This window comes from Bacteroides thetaiotaomicron VPI-5482 (genome assembly GCF_000011065.1).
Lineage (GTDB): Bacteria > Bacteroidota > Bacteroidia > Bacteroidales > Bacteroidaceae > Bacteroides > Bacteroides thetaiotaomicron.
Window position 1 is genome coordinate 405,198 of the sequence record NC_004663.1, and the last position, 16,584, is coordinate 421,781.

Consider the following 16,584-nt stretch of genomic DNA (forward strand, 5'->3'; position numbering starts at 1 on the left):
ATAATAATAGATCATAAATGAAACCTACTAATTACCATTTGTTCGATTTCCTTGATTTCGATACAGAGTTATTAAGGGATGAGTCACTTTGGAAAGCCTGTAAACCGACAGCCGTTTACGAAAAGGATGGGGATATCTGTGTCACGGTCCCCTTTCAAAAACAGCTGTTAGCTAATGATATGGTTGCGGATACGGCTGTCCCCCGAGAAGAATATACGTTGATCATACGCCAGTATAATATCGGCATTACCCGTCTGTTTCTTGGATTTGGTGAATATGAACTGACAGATCAGTCGGAAATGCTGCAATTCAGCGAACGGATTCGCAGAGTACCTTTGTCTGTAGAGAAGCAGGGAGGCAAATGGATTCTTTTCACCCAAGACGGGACGAAGCGTGCCGTTATCAATGTAGAAGAGCCGGCTTTGGACCGATGGAGCGAGTTACTGCCCGATCCTCAGGAAACACTGGACATCACTCTGTATCCTGACGGCAAACGGGAAATCCGCCTGGCAGCATACGATCATTTCTCGCCTCCCCGCTATGACGGACTGCCCATTGCCTTCTGCAAACGGACGGGCAAAAAGGAACGTGCCACCCTTTCTTTCGAGAGCCGGCCGGATGAATGCTTTGCAGGAACCGGAGAGCGTTTCTTCAAAATGGACTTGAGCGGACAGACGCTTTTCCTCAAGAATCAGGATGGGCAGGGAGTAAATAACCGGCGTACCTATAAGAATATACCTTTCTATCTCTCCAGCCGGATGTACGGGACTTTTTACCATACCTGCGCCCACAGCAAACTTTCGCTGGCGGGACATTCCACCCGCTCCGTACAGTTCCTGAGCGATCAGGCTATGCTGGATGCATTTGTCATTGCCGGCGATACGATGGAAGAGATACTTCGCGGCTACCGTGACCTGACCGGATATCCTTCGATGCCTCCTCTCTGGAGCTTCGGAGTGTGGATGAGCCGGATGACTTATTTCAGTGCCGACGAAGTAAATGAGATCTGCGACCGTATGCGTGCCGAACATTATCCCTGCGATGTCATCCATCTGGATACCGGATGGTTCAGAACCGACTGGCTGTGTGAATGGAAGTTTAACGAGGAACGTTTTCCCGACCCGAAAGGATTCATTCAGAGATTGAAGAAGAACGGTTATCGTGTGTCCTTATGGCAGTTACCTTATGTTGCTGAAGATGCGGAACAGATCGAGGAGGCAAAGGCGAATGAGTATATAGCTCCTCTGACGAAGCAGCAGGACACGGACGGTTCCAACTTCTCGGCTCTGGATTATGCGGGTACTATCGACTTTACTTATCCGAAGGCAACCGAATGGTACAAGGGGCTATTAAAGCAACTTCTGGATATGGGAGTCACCTGTATTAAAACCGATTTCGGAGAAAATATCCACATGGATGCTGTCTACAAGGGCATGAAACCGGAACTGTTGAATAACCTGTATGCCTTGCTCTATCAGAAAGCAGCTTACGAAATAACAAAGGAGGTAACAGGGGACGGCATTGTCTGGGCACGTGCCGCTTGGGCGGGTTGCCAACGTTATCCGTTGCACTGGGGAGGTGACTCCTGCAGTTCATGGGATGGCATGGCCGGTTCACTCAAAGGAGGCCTGCACTTCGGTTTATCGGGCTTTGCCTTCTGGAGCCATGATGTCCCCGGATTCCATACCTTGCCCAATTTTATGAACTCAATCGTAGCGGAGGACGTCTATATGCGCTGGACCCAGTTTGGAGTGTTCACCTCACACATCCGTTATCATGGAACCAATAAGCGGGAACCCTGGCATTATCCGGCTATCGCCCCGCTGGTGAAGAAGTGGTGGAAACTGCGCTACTCGTTGATTCCCTACATCATAGAGCAAAGTAAACTGGCAGTAGAAAGTGGCTGGCCATTGTTACAGGCACTCATCCTGCATCATCCGGAAGATAAACTCTGCTGGCATATCGATGACGAATATTACTTCGGCAATGATTTCCTGGTAGCTCCGGTGATGAATAGCGAAAACCGTCGCGACATTTATCTCCCCGAAGGACAGTGGGTGAATTTCTTTACCGGCGAACGGTTGCAAGGCGGACGCTGGCTGAAAGAGGTGTATGTGCCCTTGGAAGAGATGCCTGTTTATGTGCGTGAGAATGCCGTTATCCCGATTTATCCGGAGGAAGTGAATTGTACGGACGAGATGGATTTAGGCAAAAGTATTGCCTTGCGCATAGATCATAATTACAAAGGATTTTGGACTAAATAAAGAATAGCGATGAAAACTTGGAAAACAAACTTAGAAGAAACGAAACAGCGTTATATAAATTGGTGGAATCATAAAGGAATTATTCTTTCTATGTGGGAACACTTTCAGGAAGGCGTGAAACCGCACGCCGACATTGCTCCACCTGCTCCGGCAAGGGATTTGTCGCAGAAGTGGTTCGACCCTCAATGGCGGGCGGAATATCTGGATTGGTATGTCGCTCACAGTAGTCTGATGGCGGATATGCTGCCTGTTGCAAATACTCAGTTGGGTCCCGGCTCACTGGCTGCTATTCTGGGCGGAGTGTTTGAAGGAGGCGAAGATACGATCTGGATACATCCCGATCCGAACTTTAATGATGAGATCGTATTCAATCCCGAACATCCGAACTGGCTCTTGCATAAAGAACTTCTGAAAGCCTGTAAGGCTAAAGCCAACGGAAACTACTTTGTCGGTATGCCCGACCTGATGGAAGGACTGGATGTATTGGCGGCTTTGAAAGGTACGGATATGGTATTGCTGGATACGGTGATGCAGTCCGAAGTGCTGGAGCAACAGATGCAGCAGATCAATGACATCTATTTTAAAGTCTTTGATGAACTCTACGACATTATCCGTGAAGGGGATGAAATGGCATTCTGCTATTTCTCTTCATGGGCTCCGGGCAAGATGAGTAAGTTGCAGAGCGATATTTCTACCATGATCAGTCAGGATGATTATCGTCGTTTTGTGCAGCCGTTTATTCGTGAGCAATGTCAGAAAATCGATTATACGCTCTATCATCTTGATGGAGTGGGAGCGATGCATCACCTTCCCGCCTTGCTGGAGATTGAAGAACTGAATGCCATCCAATGGACGCCCGGTGTCGGCGAGCCGCAGGGAGGTTCTCCGAAGTGGTACGATTTATATAAGAAGATACTGGCAGGAGGTAAGAGCGTAATGGCTTGCTGGGTGACTCTGGAGGAACTGAAACCTTTGTTGGACCATATCGGGGCAGACGGAGTGCATCTGGAAATGGATTTCCACAATGAGAGGGAAGTGGAGCAGGCAATGAGAATCATTGAGGAATATACCGGCTCTTCTTCGTCTGTGTCTGCAGATGTTCACACGAATCAACCCGTTGGAGAACAGGATAATGCACAGGAAAGTATTCGGATCAGAGAAGAAAAGTCTCAGGAAGAGGATCGGATGAAACCTTTGTATGATGCCATTGTAGCCGGAAAATTGGAACCGGCTGTTGAAGTTACAAAGGATGCCATTGCTGCCGGGGTACTCCCGCAGGATATTATCAATGGTTATATGATTACGGCTATGGGCGAAGTCGGTCAGCGTTTTCAGGACGGCAAGGCCTTTGTTCCTCAGCTTCTCATGGCGGGGCGTGCCATGAAAGGAGCTTTGGAACTTTTGAAACCTTTACTGGCGGGGAATGCATCTGCTACTATCGGGAAAATTGTGATCGGTACTGTAAAAGGAGATTTGCATGATATTGGAAAGAACCTCGTGGCTTCCATGCTGGAAGGTTGTGGCTTCGAAGTGATTAATATCGGTATTGATGTCACTTGCGACAAGTTTGTTGAAGCGGTGAAGGAAAACAAAGCGGACATCTTATGTATGAGTGCCTTGCTGACTACCACTATGACTTATATGCAGGATGTGATTCGGGCATTGGAAGAGGCGGGGATCCGCGATCAGGTGAAAGTGATGATCGGAGGAGCACCCGTGAGTCAGGGATTTGCCGATGAAATCGGTGCTGACGGGTATAGTGATAATGCTAATACTGCCGTGGCGGTCGCCAAAGTGCTGATGGGGAAAAGAGATTAAGAATATTTTAATTGTTAATACTTGAATTATGCATGCGAAATTCTTAGACACACTGGATTGGGGCATTCTGATTGCCTATTTTCTGATTCTTATCGCCATTGGTATATGGGCAAGTTCCAAACGAAAGAAGGGGAGCAGTCTCTTTTTGGCGGAACATTCTTTGAGATGGCACCATATCGGATTCTCCATGTGGGGGACTAATGTGGGGCCGTCTATGTTGATAGCTTCTGCCAGTGCCGGATTTACTACCGGCATCGTTTCGGGCAATTATGCCTGGTATGCCTTCGTTTTTATATGCCTGCTTGCTTTTGTTTTCGCTCCCCGTTACTTGGGTTCTCGTGTTTCCACCTTGCCGGAGTTTATGGGAAAGCGGTTCGGACAGTCTACCCGTAATATCTTGGCATGGTATACGATTGTTACAATCTTGATTTCCTGGCTAGCATTGACATTGTTTGCGGGTGGCGTTCTGATTCGTCAGGTATTCGATATACCGATGTGGCAGTCCGCTTTGATATTGCTGATCATATCCGCATTCTTTACGATGCTCGGAGGATTGAAAGCGGTTGCCTACACGAATGTTTATCAGATGATCCTGTTGATTCTTGTTTCGGCTGCGTTGGCTATTGTAGGAATCTATAAAGTTGGTGGTATATCGGCTCTGACAGATGCCGTTCCGGCAGACTTCTGGAATCTGTTCAGACCGAATGATGATACCGCTTTCCCTTGGTTGCCGATTATTTTGGGATATCCTGTGATGGGAGTATGGTTCTGGTGTACGGATCAGTCGATGGTACAGCCTGTGTTGGCAGCCAAAAGTCTGAAAGAAGGACAGTTGGGAACGAACTTTACCGGATGGCTCAAAATACTGGATGTTCCTCTTTATATTCTTCCGGGTATCATCTGTCTGGCCTTGTTTCCGCAGTTGGAGAATCCCGATGAGGCGTATATGACGATGGTAACCCATTTGTTTCCTGTCGGGATGGTGGGGCTGGTGTTGGCTGTGTTGACTGCCGCGCTTGTCAGTACTATCGGATCGGCATTGAATGCTTTGAGTACCGTGTTTACAATGGATATTTATGTGAAGAAGATTCGCCCGCAGGCGAAGCAGAAGGAGATCATCCGGGTCGGACAAGTGGTGACGGTAGCCGGTGCTCTGATATCGGTAATCATAACGATTGCCATTGACAGCATTCACGGACTGAATTTATTCAATGTTTTCCAGTCTGTATTGGGATTCATTGCACCTCCTATGGCGGCAGTTTTCCTTTTTGGCGTTTTCTGGAAGCGTACGACTACGTTGGCTGCTAACGCTGCCCTGACAGTGGGGACGGTATTCAGTATAGGAGTAGGTGTATTGTATCTATGGGTATTTCCTGCGGATCAATATTCTGCATGGCCTCATTTTATGTTATTATCCTTCTATCTGTTCGTTATTATCGGGATAGGGATGGTAGTTGTCGGTCTATTGGATAAGACTCCTCAGACGGCAATATTGAATATGGAGAAGATCGAAGAAAAGCCTGCCCGCATTGTACTTATCTTATGGGGGTTGCTTATCGTAACTATGATAGGGCTTTATATCTTCTTTAATGGCCATTAAAGAAGATATAAAGCTGACTAAAAAGTCGATAGTATCTTAAGTCTCCTCCTTCGGGAAGGAGGAGTACCCGTAGGGGGAGGTGGTAGGTAATTATATAACTTGTTTATTATCATTAATTTATTTCTTCACCTACCACCTCGGTCTTCGACCACTCCTTCCCGAAGGAGGAGAATGGTGGTACTACCGACTTTTAGTAAGCCCCCGATCACAAATTTATCTGTGTTTTCTTTTGCGATAACAGTTTTCGTAAGTGCACAGTCCACAAGTGTATTCAAGCTTGCGGACATTAGTGCCCGTTCCGATGACGCCACTAACTGATTTGATGGGTACCATGAGGCTGGAATCTGTCAACCGGATGCCACAGGGAGCAGCTATGGGGAACAATGGGAACAGTTTTTGTTGTTCCGAAACGTGCCATCCACAGTATCCTGGGCTGTATCGGTTGGTATGTTTCCAGTTCTTCTCCCGTATATATTCAGCCAAAGCGACTTCCATGCAATCAGCCGTCTTTTCTGCAATAATACTCCCTAACGAGTCTGCTATGTATATTTTGACCATATCTTCTTCTTGTTGCAACGTATGCTGGAATACCTCAAACTCAGTTCCGGCAGTAGCTGCAAAAAAGACAAACGCTTCCGATCCTCTTAATTGACGGGCGATGGTTTTACCAACAGAGAAAACGGTACTTTTACTTTGTGTAGAAAAAGTGTTTTGCTCAGGGCTCCGTGTGGGAATGGTGTCTTGTATAGGATTGACAGTGGGTGGATGGATGCTTTGTACGCTAAGAGTCTCTTTTTCGATATCAAGTGTACCTTCCATAAAGAAGAATGCGAACCGAGGGCGAAGCAGGGGAATAACCCGTTTTAGCAACGTATTAGTCTCATCTATTACCATCTGATCCGGTATAGAATCTTTGTATCCCATTGCTTCATAAATTTCGGACGATGGGATTCGTAAGTCTTGATAAGTGAGTTCTTGCTCAATCATTATTAATTGACATTATCTGAATGACAGCCTAATTTCGAGTTTCATTGAACTCTTCCAATGCTGTATAAAAAGCATTTATATTAGCTAATGGCGTATATGGCGGTATATCGCAACCGCTCGACAGAACGAAGTTCGGATATGCGGCAGTGGCTTCCAATAACTGTAGAGTCGCTTTTTTCATTTCCTCCGGACTCGACATCTTGAAAAGACTGACCGGATCAAGATTACCCATCGCAAGAGCATCGGCAGGAACTTCTTTCAATGCTTCTTCCATGTTGATTTTATTTCCGAAATGATAGGCTGCCGCACCCGTATATACCATAGCCTGGGTGCAATTTCCTGTATTCCCGCAATTATGAAGTACAACGGTGAAATGATCATCCTGAACCTTCTCAACTATTTCTTTTACGAATACAGAAGAATACTGCAGGCAATCTTCATTGGATAATAATCCGGCAGCAGGTTCCGCCATTACCACTCCATTCACTCCGGTCGCTTTCAGGGCCATGCAGTATCGAATAATGAAATCGGTACATTTGTGGAGCAAAGTGTTGGCTGCTTCGAGATTGATATAAATCAGCATCATGATTTCGGACATATCATACAAGCGTCCCGCTAATGAATAAGGACCGATACAACCAGCCAGCACCGGACGGTCTGTGATATTCTTTGCAGTCAGCATATTCGCTTTGAGATATTGCGCGATCCTTCCTTTATTCAGTGCTGGTATTTCCAAGGCATCAATGGCAGCTTCGTCTGCAAGCAAACGACCGGATACGCTTGGTACTTCATTCTCCGGAAATATAATTTCGGCTCCGAATGCTTCCGCCTCTACCGTTAAATCCATGATAACCGTTGCGGCAGCAGCAGGATATTTGTCGCAGAGCGCTTTGATTGCTTCATAATGCACCTGTCCGTTCGTTACTGCATCATGAACCGTCTTTCCGATAAGCTCGATGCCCGGATGTGTCATGATAGGAATGGAAATGACCTTTTTATTTAGGATCGTCTGACCGATCCAGTCTTTCATATTCAGTTTACCCATAACTTCTGTTTTTTAACTTCGTCATATAGTAAGACGATATTATTGTTCTTTTGTAATCTTGAAGTTTGCATAAAAAATAGATGATTATTATAAAAAACTATGTGTCATAATTGTATCTATGATATTTTACGCACTAGAATCAACGTAAGTGAAGGATTTTAGACTGAACATTTCATTGATCTTAATGGCATATTATATAAAATATCTCGGCGGATAATGTACTGGAGAGGATGAAATTATTACACTTTATGCGATAATAAGTTGGACGTTACAAAAATAACGAATATATTTGGTGTTAAATTAGTATCATATAGTTCTCTTTTGGTATAATGGCAAATAGAAAAATGATGCAATGTAATTCTTTAATAGTACCTACTTTAAAAATTGAAATTATGAAGACGATTAAGCAAATTGTATTTTGTGTCTCATTACTACTTGTAATGAATTGTTTTTATTCTTGTTCAAACTCAAATGATGTTGTTATAAATACACAACAAAATCAAGAAAAAACACAAGATGTTGAAATTCAAGAGTTAATAGACTTTATAGAAACCTTGAATGCTAATAAAATACAGACTCGTGGTCCCTTTTGGAATCGAATAAAGCGTTTTCTTGTAGGAGATGCTTGGGGTTATGGTTGGGGAGTAAATAAAGGTTTAACACCTAGAGGTGGCTTGATTACGGCTGTTGTATTCTCACTTATTTGTGCGGCTTCAGATGATGATCTTCCTAGAAATTGGTGGCATTTGAGTTCAAATTGGAAGGTATACGATGCTCCGTTAAGACCTTATGAAATAATTGGAAATGATCATAATAAGACAATATATAATATGATGAGGGAAGATCCCGTAATAGCTAATGGTACTTTTTCTAATTATTATTTATATAATTCTACTAACAAAAAATTGAAAAGTTATGGATATACAGAAGAAATGCCCCTGTTGCTTCAGACAAGATTGCTGGAAATAATGGATCTGGTTAAGAAAAGTACTTCTGTTGATCAACTGATGAATTTAATGAAGCAAGAATTTCCTCAGCGAGTATCTGAATTTCAGCTTGTAGAGAGTTATATTAATGGTTTAGTGAATATGGATGATAAATCAACTGTTCGTGATTATACTAAACAAGTATATGCCCAAATTGATGCTTCATCTTTAGATGTATCAGCTGTTTCTCGATTAAAAACTATGATAGCTATTGCTGAAAATAGCAAATTTTTGTGGGTTGAAACAAAATGATGATTGATTAAGGGAGCTTTCGTTTTTTCTCTTTTTATTAAACACACTTATTATGAAACAAAACAAATGCCTGCTAGTGGGATTAATATCTTTGATGTTCAGTATCAACTCTTTGTATGCTCAGAAAGATTCACTGAATGTTTCAACTAATAACGAGTCATATAAACGAGTATATATCTTGGATGTCGGGTTAGGGATTGGTTTTACTGGTATACAAAAAAATGGAAGCAGCTCTTGGTATATAGGAAATAATAAAAATGATGTTCCTTTTGTTTCTTCAATACAATTGATGACTTATACCCCTTACAGTAATATAGGATGTGGATTGTTTTATTATGACTATAGTAATGGTACAAAGAAACATGATGGAGTGCTATCATCGGGAATCAATGAAAAAAAATCGTTCTATTATGTAGCTCCGCAGATTTCTTTTATTAAACGGCAGGCTGGATTTTTGGATGGGATTATGTATGTGAGTGCTGGTATTGGATATGTTAATTATAGAAGTAAGGGAACAATATCGCAGTTGGAGAATTATAATACAACATGTTCGACAGTGGGAGGCAATATGGGGATTGCTTATGAATATGCTTTTGACTCCCGCTTGGGAATTAGGTTGGGTGTGAATTGTTTGTATGCTAAAATTAAAGGACTTCACAAAAATACCAGTATAGGTGAATTGTCTATACGCCCTCGTGAAAAATTTCATTTAATTGTTCCCTCTTTGGAAATAGGATTGTCTTATTACATTGTTCAATGGTAAACTTAGTCATAAGTGTATATAGCAATCTTCTTCAACAGATGTGTTATAGTAGATGGCTTTAACTTGAGAAAGATATAGAAGGAAAATGAAGACAAAGACTATGGTTATATATTCCTTGAGCCTCATGTTTTAAAAATAAGGTGGGATATTTATTAAATATTCCACCTTATTTTTATAGATTTTCAGGCATTATTTTACCGGAATCTTATCAATACGATTTTGATGGCGTCCCCCCTCAAACTGTGTTGAGAAGAACTCTGTCAATATCATGTCCGCCTCCTCAGTGCTGATGAAGCGTCCCGGCATCACGAGAATATTAGCGTCATTATGTTGACGGGCCAGATGTGCGATCTCTGCATTCCAGCAAAGAGCAGCACGTATTCCCTGATGCTTGTTCAGAGTCATGTTGATTCCGTTTCCGCTGCCGCAGATCGCAATACCGGGATAACATTCACCCGATTCTACTGCTAGGGCCAGCGGATGGGCATAGTCCGGATAATCTACGCTTGCGGCAGAGTTGGTTCCGAAATCTTTGTAAGCCCAGCCTTTTACTTCCAGCCAGCCGCGAACATATTCTTTTAGTTCAAAACCGGCGTGGTCGCATGCTAATCCAATTGTTTTCATTAAATCATTGCTTTTACCTGATTATATACGTTCTCGGCAGTAAATCCAAGTTTTTCATCCAATACTGTGTAAGGAGCAGAGAAACCGAAAGATTCCAATCCCCATACTTTGCCGTGGCAACCTACCAGACCTTGAAGAGTGACAGGCAAACCGGCAGTAAGACCGAATATCTTGGCATCAGCCGGAAGAACTGATTCCTGATATTCCTTAGACTGGCTGCGGAACAGACCTTCTGATGGTGCAGATACGATACGAACTTTTACGCCATCCTTGCGAAGCAACTCTGTACCGGCTACCAAAGTAGACACTTCGGAACCTGAAGCTACCAGGATTACATCCGGATTTTCGTCTGAACCGGCTACGATATAAGCACCCTTGGCTGCTTGTTCGTAATCAGTTCCGGCAGGCAGGTTAGCGATATTCTGACGGGAGAAGATCAGACCTGTCGGAGTAGACATATTTTCCATGGCAAGTTTCCATGCGATAGTCGTTTCTTCCGCATCAGCCGGACGAAGTACCAACATAGAGTTGTGTCCCTTGTGGTTTTTCAGTTTCTCCATCAGGCGGATTTGAGCTTCCTGTTCTACCGGTTCATGAGTAGGACCGTCTTCACCTACGCGGAATGCATCATGAGTCCAGATGAACTTCACAGGCTGTTCCATCAGAGCAGCCATACGTACGGCAGGTTTCATATAGTCGGAGAATACGAAGAAGGTACCGCAAGCAGCGATCACACCACCGTGAAGTGACATACCGATACAGATACAAGCCATTGATAATTCAGATACACCGGCCTGGAAGAATGCACCGCTGAAATCGCCCTTCTTGAAAGAATGAGTTTTCTTCAGGAAACCGTCAGTCTTGTCAGAGTTAGAAAGGTCGGCAGAAGCAACGATCATATTTTCTACCTGCATTGCAAGAGCACCCAGAACAGTTGCAGAAGCGGCACGAGTGGCAGTACCTGCTTTTTGTTCGATGGCAGCCCAGTCTACTTTAGGAGCTTTGCCGGAGAAGAATGCTTCCAGTTTAGCTGCCAGTTCCGGATTGGCTTTGGTCCATTTGGCCTTCTTTGCATATCTTTCAGCTACGATTTTCTTTAATTCTGCTGCTCTCTTTGCATACAGTTCGGCTACTTCCGGGAAAATCACGAACGGATTGACAGGATCGCCACCCAAATTCTTGATTGTATTTACATAGGCGTCGCCACCGAGTGGAGCGCCGTGTGTAGCACAGTTGGCTTCGTAGCTGCTACCGTCTGCTTTGCGTGCGCCTTTACCCATAACGGTTTTACCGATAATCAGAGTCGGGCGCTCTTTTTCTGTCTGAGCTTCTTTGATAGCTGCACGGATTTCGTCAGGATCATTACCATTGATGCTGAGTACGTTCCATCCCCATGCTTCATATTTCATGGCAGTGTCTTCAACGGTTACATCTTTCGTTTCTGTAGAAAGCTGAATATCGTTGGAGTCGTAGAACATGATCAGGTTGTCCAGTCCCAATGCACCGGCAATGCGTCCGGCACCCTGAGAGATTTCTTCCTGAATACCACCATCGGAAATGTATGCGTAAATAGTCTGATTCATTACTTCATTGAAGCGTGCTTTCAGGAATTTAGCTGCGATAGCGGCACCTACAGCGAAAGTATGTCCCTGTCCCAGCGGACCGGAAGTATTTTCGATACCACGCATGATGTCTACTTCCGGATGTCCCGGAGTAGGGCTTCCCCATTGGCGAAATTCTTTTAGTTCGTCCAAAGTGAACTTACCTGTCAATGCCAATGTAGAATAGAGCATCGGAGACATATGACCCGGATCAAGGAAGAAACGGTCACGACCTTCCCAACGCGGATTTTCAGGATCGTATACTAGAAACTCAGAGAAGAGTACATTTACAAAGTCAGCACCACCCATGGCGCCACCCGGGTGACCGGAATTGGCTTTCTCAACCATTGAAGCAGCAAGAATACGGATGTTATCCGCTGCACGATTCATAAGTTTATTATCGTTCATATCTTTAATAATTAATAGATTTGCTAGTCTGTCAATGTGCCAATTACTTGGCATATTTCTCATAATGTTGGCAAAGATAGCTCTTTATGTGTAATTAACCATCCAAAAGAGCTATCTTTTTTGTAGGCTTTTTAACAGCCTTCTTGTTTACAATACAGTAAGTATTTACTATTAGATTACTGTAACTCTAAAGTAACAATTGACTTAGCCGGTAGTTTTACCTTCATAATTCCTTTATTGATTTTTACCTCTTTGAAGGAAGCCGGTTTTACAATATTAGGTTTTTCGAAAGAGTTGTAATCAGTCAGATTAGCAGAAGTCAGGATTTCTCCAATCGCCTTTTTGGCATTTACGTCCGGAAGATTGACTGTGATTTCCTGTGCGTTGTCTGCATCTACGTTGGAGAGAGAAATATGGATCACTCCGTTCTTGTTCTTAGAAGCTGTTGCGCTGACCATGGGAACTGTACGGTTATCGCGTACGTTCATTTTCTCGCAAGTCAGGTCGAGTGGAAGATAGGTTGCATCCTGATGCACTTTGTACATCTTAAATACATAATAAGTAGGAGTAAGTACCATATCTTTGTCTTTAGTCAGGATCATAGATTGCAGAACGTTGACTATCTGAGCAATGTTCGCCATTTTCAGACGGTCGGTATATTTGTGGAATACATCGAGGCTTAAAGAAGCAACGAAGGCATCACGCAATGTGTTTTGCTGATACAGATGACCTCTGACCGTTCCTGGTTCTTCGTCCCACCAAGTGCCCCATTCGTCAAGCAAAAGGGCAATCTTCTTGTCTTTATCATATTTGTCCATGATGGCGCAATGTTTTTTGATGACATCTTCCACTTCAAGACATTTGCCCATCGTCCAGTAAAAATCATCTTTGTTGAATTTGGTTGCCGCACCTTTGCTGCCGCTCCATCCTGTAACTGTATAGTAGTGTAAGGATAGACCTTGCATCCGGTGACCGACACGATTCATCAGTACATCCGTCCAGTTATAGTCGTAATCACTGGCACCACTGGCTATCTTAAACAGATGATTACCGTCATAGTTACGGCAATAAGTAGAATAACGGCGATACAGATCGGCATAATATTCAGGACGCATGCTGCCGCCGCATCCCCAGCTTTCATTTCCTACACCGAGATATTTTACTTTCCATGCCTTGTCTCGGCCATTCTTGCGACGCAGATTTGCCATTGGAGAATCACCGTCGGAAGTCATGTACTCCACCCATTTGGCGAGTTCTTCTACCGTGCCGCTGCCTACGTTTCCACTTATATATGGTTCGCAGCCCAGCATTTCGCAAAGGTTCAGAAATTCGTGTGTTCCGAAACTGTTGTCTTCAATCGTTCCTCCCCAGTTGTTGTTCACCATCTTCGGGCGGTTTTCTTTGGGACCGATACCGTCCATCCAGTGATATTCGTCTGCAAAGCAGCCGCCCGGCCAGCGGAGAACAGGAACAGACAAGTCTTTTAATGCATTAAATACGTCCGTGCGGTATCCTTTGATATTAGGAATATCCGAATTTTCGCCTACCCAAAGACCACCGTAGATACATGAACCCAGGTGTTCGGCAAATTGACCGTAGATTTCCTTCGGGATAATTTCTTTGCCTTGGTCGGCATGTACAGTGATGGTAGCACTCTTTTGTGCAGAAAGAGATACCGAGGCTGCCAGAAAGGCCGTGCTGACTAATAGTTTTGCTTTCATAAATGGAATTTGTTTAAATGATTATATAGAAGTTTGATTTTTACGATGATCATTCTCTTGTTCTTACGGTTACTTCAGTAAGCGTACTTCATAAACGGCAGAGGTCCATTCTGTTCCGTCCGGCTTAAAAAGAATCTCGCAGCTTCCTACTTTTAATTTACGGGGCAGGAGATAACAGAGTCTGATAAAACCGTCTTTGTCGGCTTTGCTCACAGTGGGATGAACGGTCAGTTTTTCGTTATTCAGCAGGATCACTGCTTTGTTACGGTCTTCTTGCCGTACGGTGATCATAAGCTGGCTTGCTTCTTCTTTTATTTTCAGGTTATAGCTGAACCAACCTTTAGCCCGGCGGAAATGACGGTCTTTGTGGGTTCCGGTTTCGGAAGCTTCATATTGAATGCTATGATCAGATTCCGGTTGCTGTTCACCGGGGAAGATCAGGTCAACTGTCCGGTTCGCCAGTTCGGTCGCTTTCCGTTCGGCTGTAGCCATTTCTTCCTGAATCGTTTTGAACTGTTCTTCACTGGCTTGGCGGAAGTAAACGGCATAACGGGAATTATGCAGGCGGAAAAACGGAATAAGCTCCAGTGATTTACTCTTTTGTGTCGGATAAACGTTTCCATCATAACTAAAAGCTAGTTTGCTTCCGCTCAGTTTGTGAAGAGAATGGCGGATAGAATCGGGATTCCCGATCAGCATCGGGATCTCCTGCAAAGGTGTTTGCCGACCGTGGGCAATGTGACCGCCGCGGCTGTCGTCTGCATAGATTCCGTCAAGGTTTTCTGTTCCTGTAGAAGTTGCAAGAACGATGGGACCGTATAAGAAAGCATAGTAATCTTTCTTGTCGGGAATCTGCTCCAGGCTGACCTTCATAGGCAGATGGAAGGTGATCATATCTCCTTTTTTCCACTTACGCCGGATTGGGAGGTACGTACTGGCTCCCGTCTGTATGTCAGATAGGTGTTTCTTACCGTTGATGGTGATTTCATACCCTTTTGAGTTTCCTGCCCATTCCGGTATACGAATCATTAATGTCAGGTTCTTCTTAGCGGCTTTGTCTATTCGTAAGGTAACTTTTTCATCATCGGGGAAGAGAGTTTCCTGCGTTAATGTAACGCCTTGTTCTTTCCAGTTCAGTTGTGAAGGAATAAAAAGATTGACGTAAAGCGTATCTTGTTGATGCGCATAAATAAATTCACCATACTTGGTATGATTTTCCAAGCCTGAACCGACACAGCACCACATCGATGTTTCCGGTTGCGAGTATACCCGATAATGTCCGGGACGCATCGGAGTAAAGTAGACGAATCCGCCTTTATCCGGTTCTTGTGATGACAGGATATGATTGTAGAGTGCACGTTCATAATAATCTACATAACGTGGGTCCGGTTTGTTGGAGTTGTCAACGTCTCCGGAGTTCTGATAAAGCATTTTGGTCAGCCGGAGCATGTTGTAAGTATTGCAAGTCTCCGGTCCCTGAACGTCATTCAGCATAGACGTAAAGTTGTCCGATGGATGAAAATGTTCGCGTACGCTGTTCCCGCCGATACACACGGAACGGTGATTGACTACGGTATTCCAGAAAAAACGGGCTGCATGATCCCATTCTGCTGCATGATTCCAGTCTTTGTCATTCTTTGAAACTTCGGCTACCCGTTTGTATCCGATTACTTTAGGAATTTGTGTGTTGGCATGCATTCCGTTTAACCTGTCTTCGTTTTTGATAAGCGGGTCGAGAATGACTTTATGAGAGAAACGGCGTGCCAGTTTCAGGTATTTCTTATCGCCTGTTATTTCCGCTACATCCGCAAACGTTTCATTTAAGCCGCCGTGTTCACTGCGGAGCATATCCTGCATTTGGTTGTCGCTAAGACCGGAAGTAATATCAATCATCCAGTCGGTAAGATCAATCAGCATCTGACGTGCCAGATCGCTGTGAGCATACAGGTAAGCGTCCCGCAGTCCGGCATACGTTTTGTGTATATTATAGAGGGGTACCCATTTGCCGTTTAAGCTGAAGCCTCCGGCACGAATGTCACCTGCTTTGATTTCTTTCCAAAGTTGGAGGCTACCGGGTGTTCCTCCGATAAATCCTGTGCCGACAGCTTGCTGTGCACGGTGTAGTTCGTTGAGCATATAGTTGAGACGGTGGTATATCGCCGTATCTCCGGTGGCGGCATACATCATGGAAAGTGCGGAAAGGTAATGTCCGCCGATGTGACCGTCCAGTCCTGTATTCTCCCAGTTGGTATAGCTTGGGGCTTTGGGTGTCAGTCCGGCTTCGCGAAGGAAAGGAGCTGATAATCTGTCCGGGTCGAGAGCTAAGATATAATGTAAATCAGTCTGTTGAGCTTGCAGAAAAGGACTGCTTAATAACTTCACATCTTGAAGGGAAAAGTAAGAGACCTGATGGTTCGTCTGGGCTTTTCCGATGGAGATGGATATAATAAGGGCAAGTATGAACGAGGTGGTTTTCATGATAATAGCTTCCCCCTGACCCCCTCCAAAAAGGAGA

The 16,584-nt window shown here is 44.2% G+C and carries 11 protein-coding genes; 5 read left to right on the forward strand and 6 right to left on the reverse strand.

What is annotated here, in order from left to right; translation table 11 throughout:
• The first annotated feature begins 17 nt into the window (after positions 1-17).
• Genes BT_RS01655 through BT_RS01665 form a run of 3 tightly spaced genes read left to right on the forward strand, consistent with a single transcriptional unit; the run spans position 18 to position 5,682 of the window.
• A complete protein-coding gene (locus BT_RS01655) occupies positions 18-2,264 on the forward strand; it encodes an alpha-xylosidase (RefSeq protein ID WP_011107207.1) in 2,247 nt (748 codons plus the stop codon).
• Positions 2,265-2,273: 9 nt separating this feature from the next.
• Positions 2,274-4,082 (forward strand): corrinoid protein, encoded by a 1,809-nt coding sequence (locus BT_RS01660; RefSeq protein WP_008766133.1) that lies wholly within the window; start codon positions 2,274-2,276, stop codon positions 4,080-4,082.
• A gap of 28 nt (positions 4,083-4,110) precedes the next feature.
• Positions 4,111-5,682 carry a sodium:solute symporter gene (locus BT_RS01665; protein WP_008766132.1) on the forward strand — a complete coding sequence of 524 codons (1,572 nt, stop codon included), beginning with the start codon at positions 4,111-4,113 and terminating at the stop codon, positions 5,680-5,682.
• Between the two features lie 213 nt (positions 5,683-5,895).
• Here the strand turns inward: BT_RS01665 and BT_RS01670 are convergent, their stop codons facing one another.
• Positions 5,896-6,669: a vitamin B12 dependent-methionine synthase activation domain-containing protein gene (locus BT_RS01670; protein ID WP_011107208.1), complete on the reverse strand. Its 774-nt coding sequence runs from the start codon at positions 6,667-6,669 to the stop codon at positions 5,896-5,898.
• Between the two features lie 28 nt (positions 6,670-6,697).
• Complete coding sequence (locus tag BT_RS01675) at positions 6,698-7,714, reverse strand: methylcobamide--CoM methyltransferase (protein WP_011107209.1); 1,017 nt, start codon at positions 7,712-7,714, stop codon at positions 6,698-6,700.
• A 392-nt stretch (positions 7,715-8,106) separates the two neighbouring features.
• Here BT_RS01675 and BT_RS01680 point away from each other — a divergent pair, with 392 nt between their 5' ends.
• Entirely contained in the window at positions 8,107-8,952 is an 846-nt protein-coding gene (locus BT_RS01680; protein WP_008766129.1) for a hypothetical protein, read from the forward strand.
• A 52-nt stretch (positions 8,953-9,004) separates the two neighbouring features.
• The gene (locus BT_RS01685; protein ID WP_008766128.1) at positions 9,005-9,715 is read left to right on the forward strand and encodes a hypothetical protein; all 711 of its coding nucleotides are present in this window, start codon (positions 9,005-9,007) and stop codon (positions 9,713-9,715) included.
• 189 nt (positions 9,716-9,904) lie between these two features.
• On the opposite strand, the gene rpiB is transcribed toward BT_RS01685, so the two are convergent.
• From rpiB to BT_RS01705, 4 genes are all read right to left on the reverse strand, one after another.
• Positions 9,905-10,339, reverse strand: a complete 435-nt coding sequence (rpiB, locus tag BT_RS01690; protein ID WP_008766127.1) for a ribose 5-phosphate isomerase B — start codon at positions 10,337-10,339, stop codon at positions 9,905-9,907.
• The gene (locus tag BT_RS01695) at positions 10,339-12,348 is read right to left on the reverse strand and encodes a transketolase family protein (protein WP_008766126.1); all 2,010 of its coding nucleotides are present in this window, start codon (positions 12,346-12,348) and stop codon (positions 10,339-10,341) included. Before BT_RS01695 ends, rpiB begins: the two co-directional genes overlap by 1 nt.
• 176 nt (positions 12,349-12,524) lie before the next feature.
• Positions 12,525-14,069, reverse strand: coding sequence for an alpha-N-arabinofuranosidase (locus BT_RS01700; protein ID WP_011107210.1), 1,545 nt, complete (start codon positions 14,067-14,069; stop codon positions 12,525-12,527).
• 69 nt (positions 14,070-14,138) lie between these two features.
• Positions 14,139-16,547 carry a beta-L-arabinofuranosidase gene (locus BT_RS01705; RefSeq protein ID WP_011107211.1) on the reverse strand — a complete coding sequence of 803 codons (2,409 nt, stop codon included), beginning with the start codon at positions 16,545-16,547 and terminating at the stop codon, positions 14,139-14,141.
• Positions 16,548-16,584 lie beyond the last annotated feature (37 nt).

Bases quoted from the DNA above. Each gene is read 5' to 3' on its own strand.
- BT_RS01700 (WP_011107210.1), bottom strand. From the start codon at position 14,069: ATGAAAGCAAAACTATTAGTCAGCACGGCCTTTCTGGCAGCCTCGGTA.
- BT_RS01675 (WP_011107209.1), bottom strand. From the start codon at position 7,714: ATGGGTAAACTGAATATGAAAGACTGGATCGGTCAGACGATCCTAAAT.
- rpiB (WP_008766127.1), bottom strand. From the start codon at position 10,339: ATGAAAACAATTGGATTAGCATGCGACCACGCCGGTTTTGAACTAAAA.
- BT_RS01705 (WP_011107211.1), bottom strand. From the start codon at position 16,547: ATGAAAACCACCTCGTTCATACTTGCCCTTATTATATCCATCTCCATC.
- BT_RS01670 (WP_011107208.1), bottom strand. From the start codon at position 6,669: ATGATTGAGCAAGAACTCACTTATCAAGACTTACGAATCCCATCGTCC.
- BT_RS01685 (WP_008766128.1), top strand. From the start codon at position 9,005: ATGAAACAAAACAAATGCCTGCTAGTGGGATTAATATCTTTGATGTTC.
- BT_RS01680 (WP_008766129.1), top strand. From the start codon at position 8,107: ATGAAGACGATTAAGCAAATTGTATTTTGTGTCTCATTACTACTTGTA.
- BT_RS01695 (WP_008766126.1), bottom strand. From the start codon at position 12,348: ATGAACGATAATAAACTTATGAATCGTGCAGCGGATAACATCCGTATT.
- BT_RS01665 (WP_008766132.1), top strand. From the start codon at position 4,111: ATGCATGCGAAATTCTTAGACACACTGGATTGGGGCATTCTGATTGCC.
- BT_RS01655 (WP_011107207.1), top strand. From the start codon at position 18: ATGAAACCTACTAATTACCATTTGTTCGATTTCCTTGATTTCGATACA.
- BT_RS01660 (WP_008766133.1), top strand. From the start codon at position 2,274: ATGAAAACTTGGAAAACAAACTTAGAAGAAACGAAACAGCGTTATATA.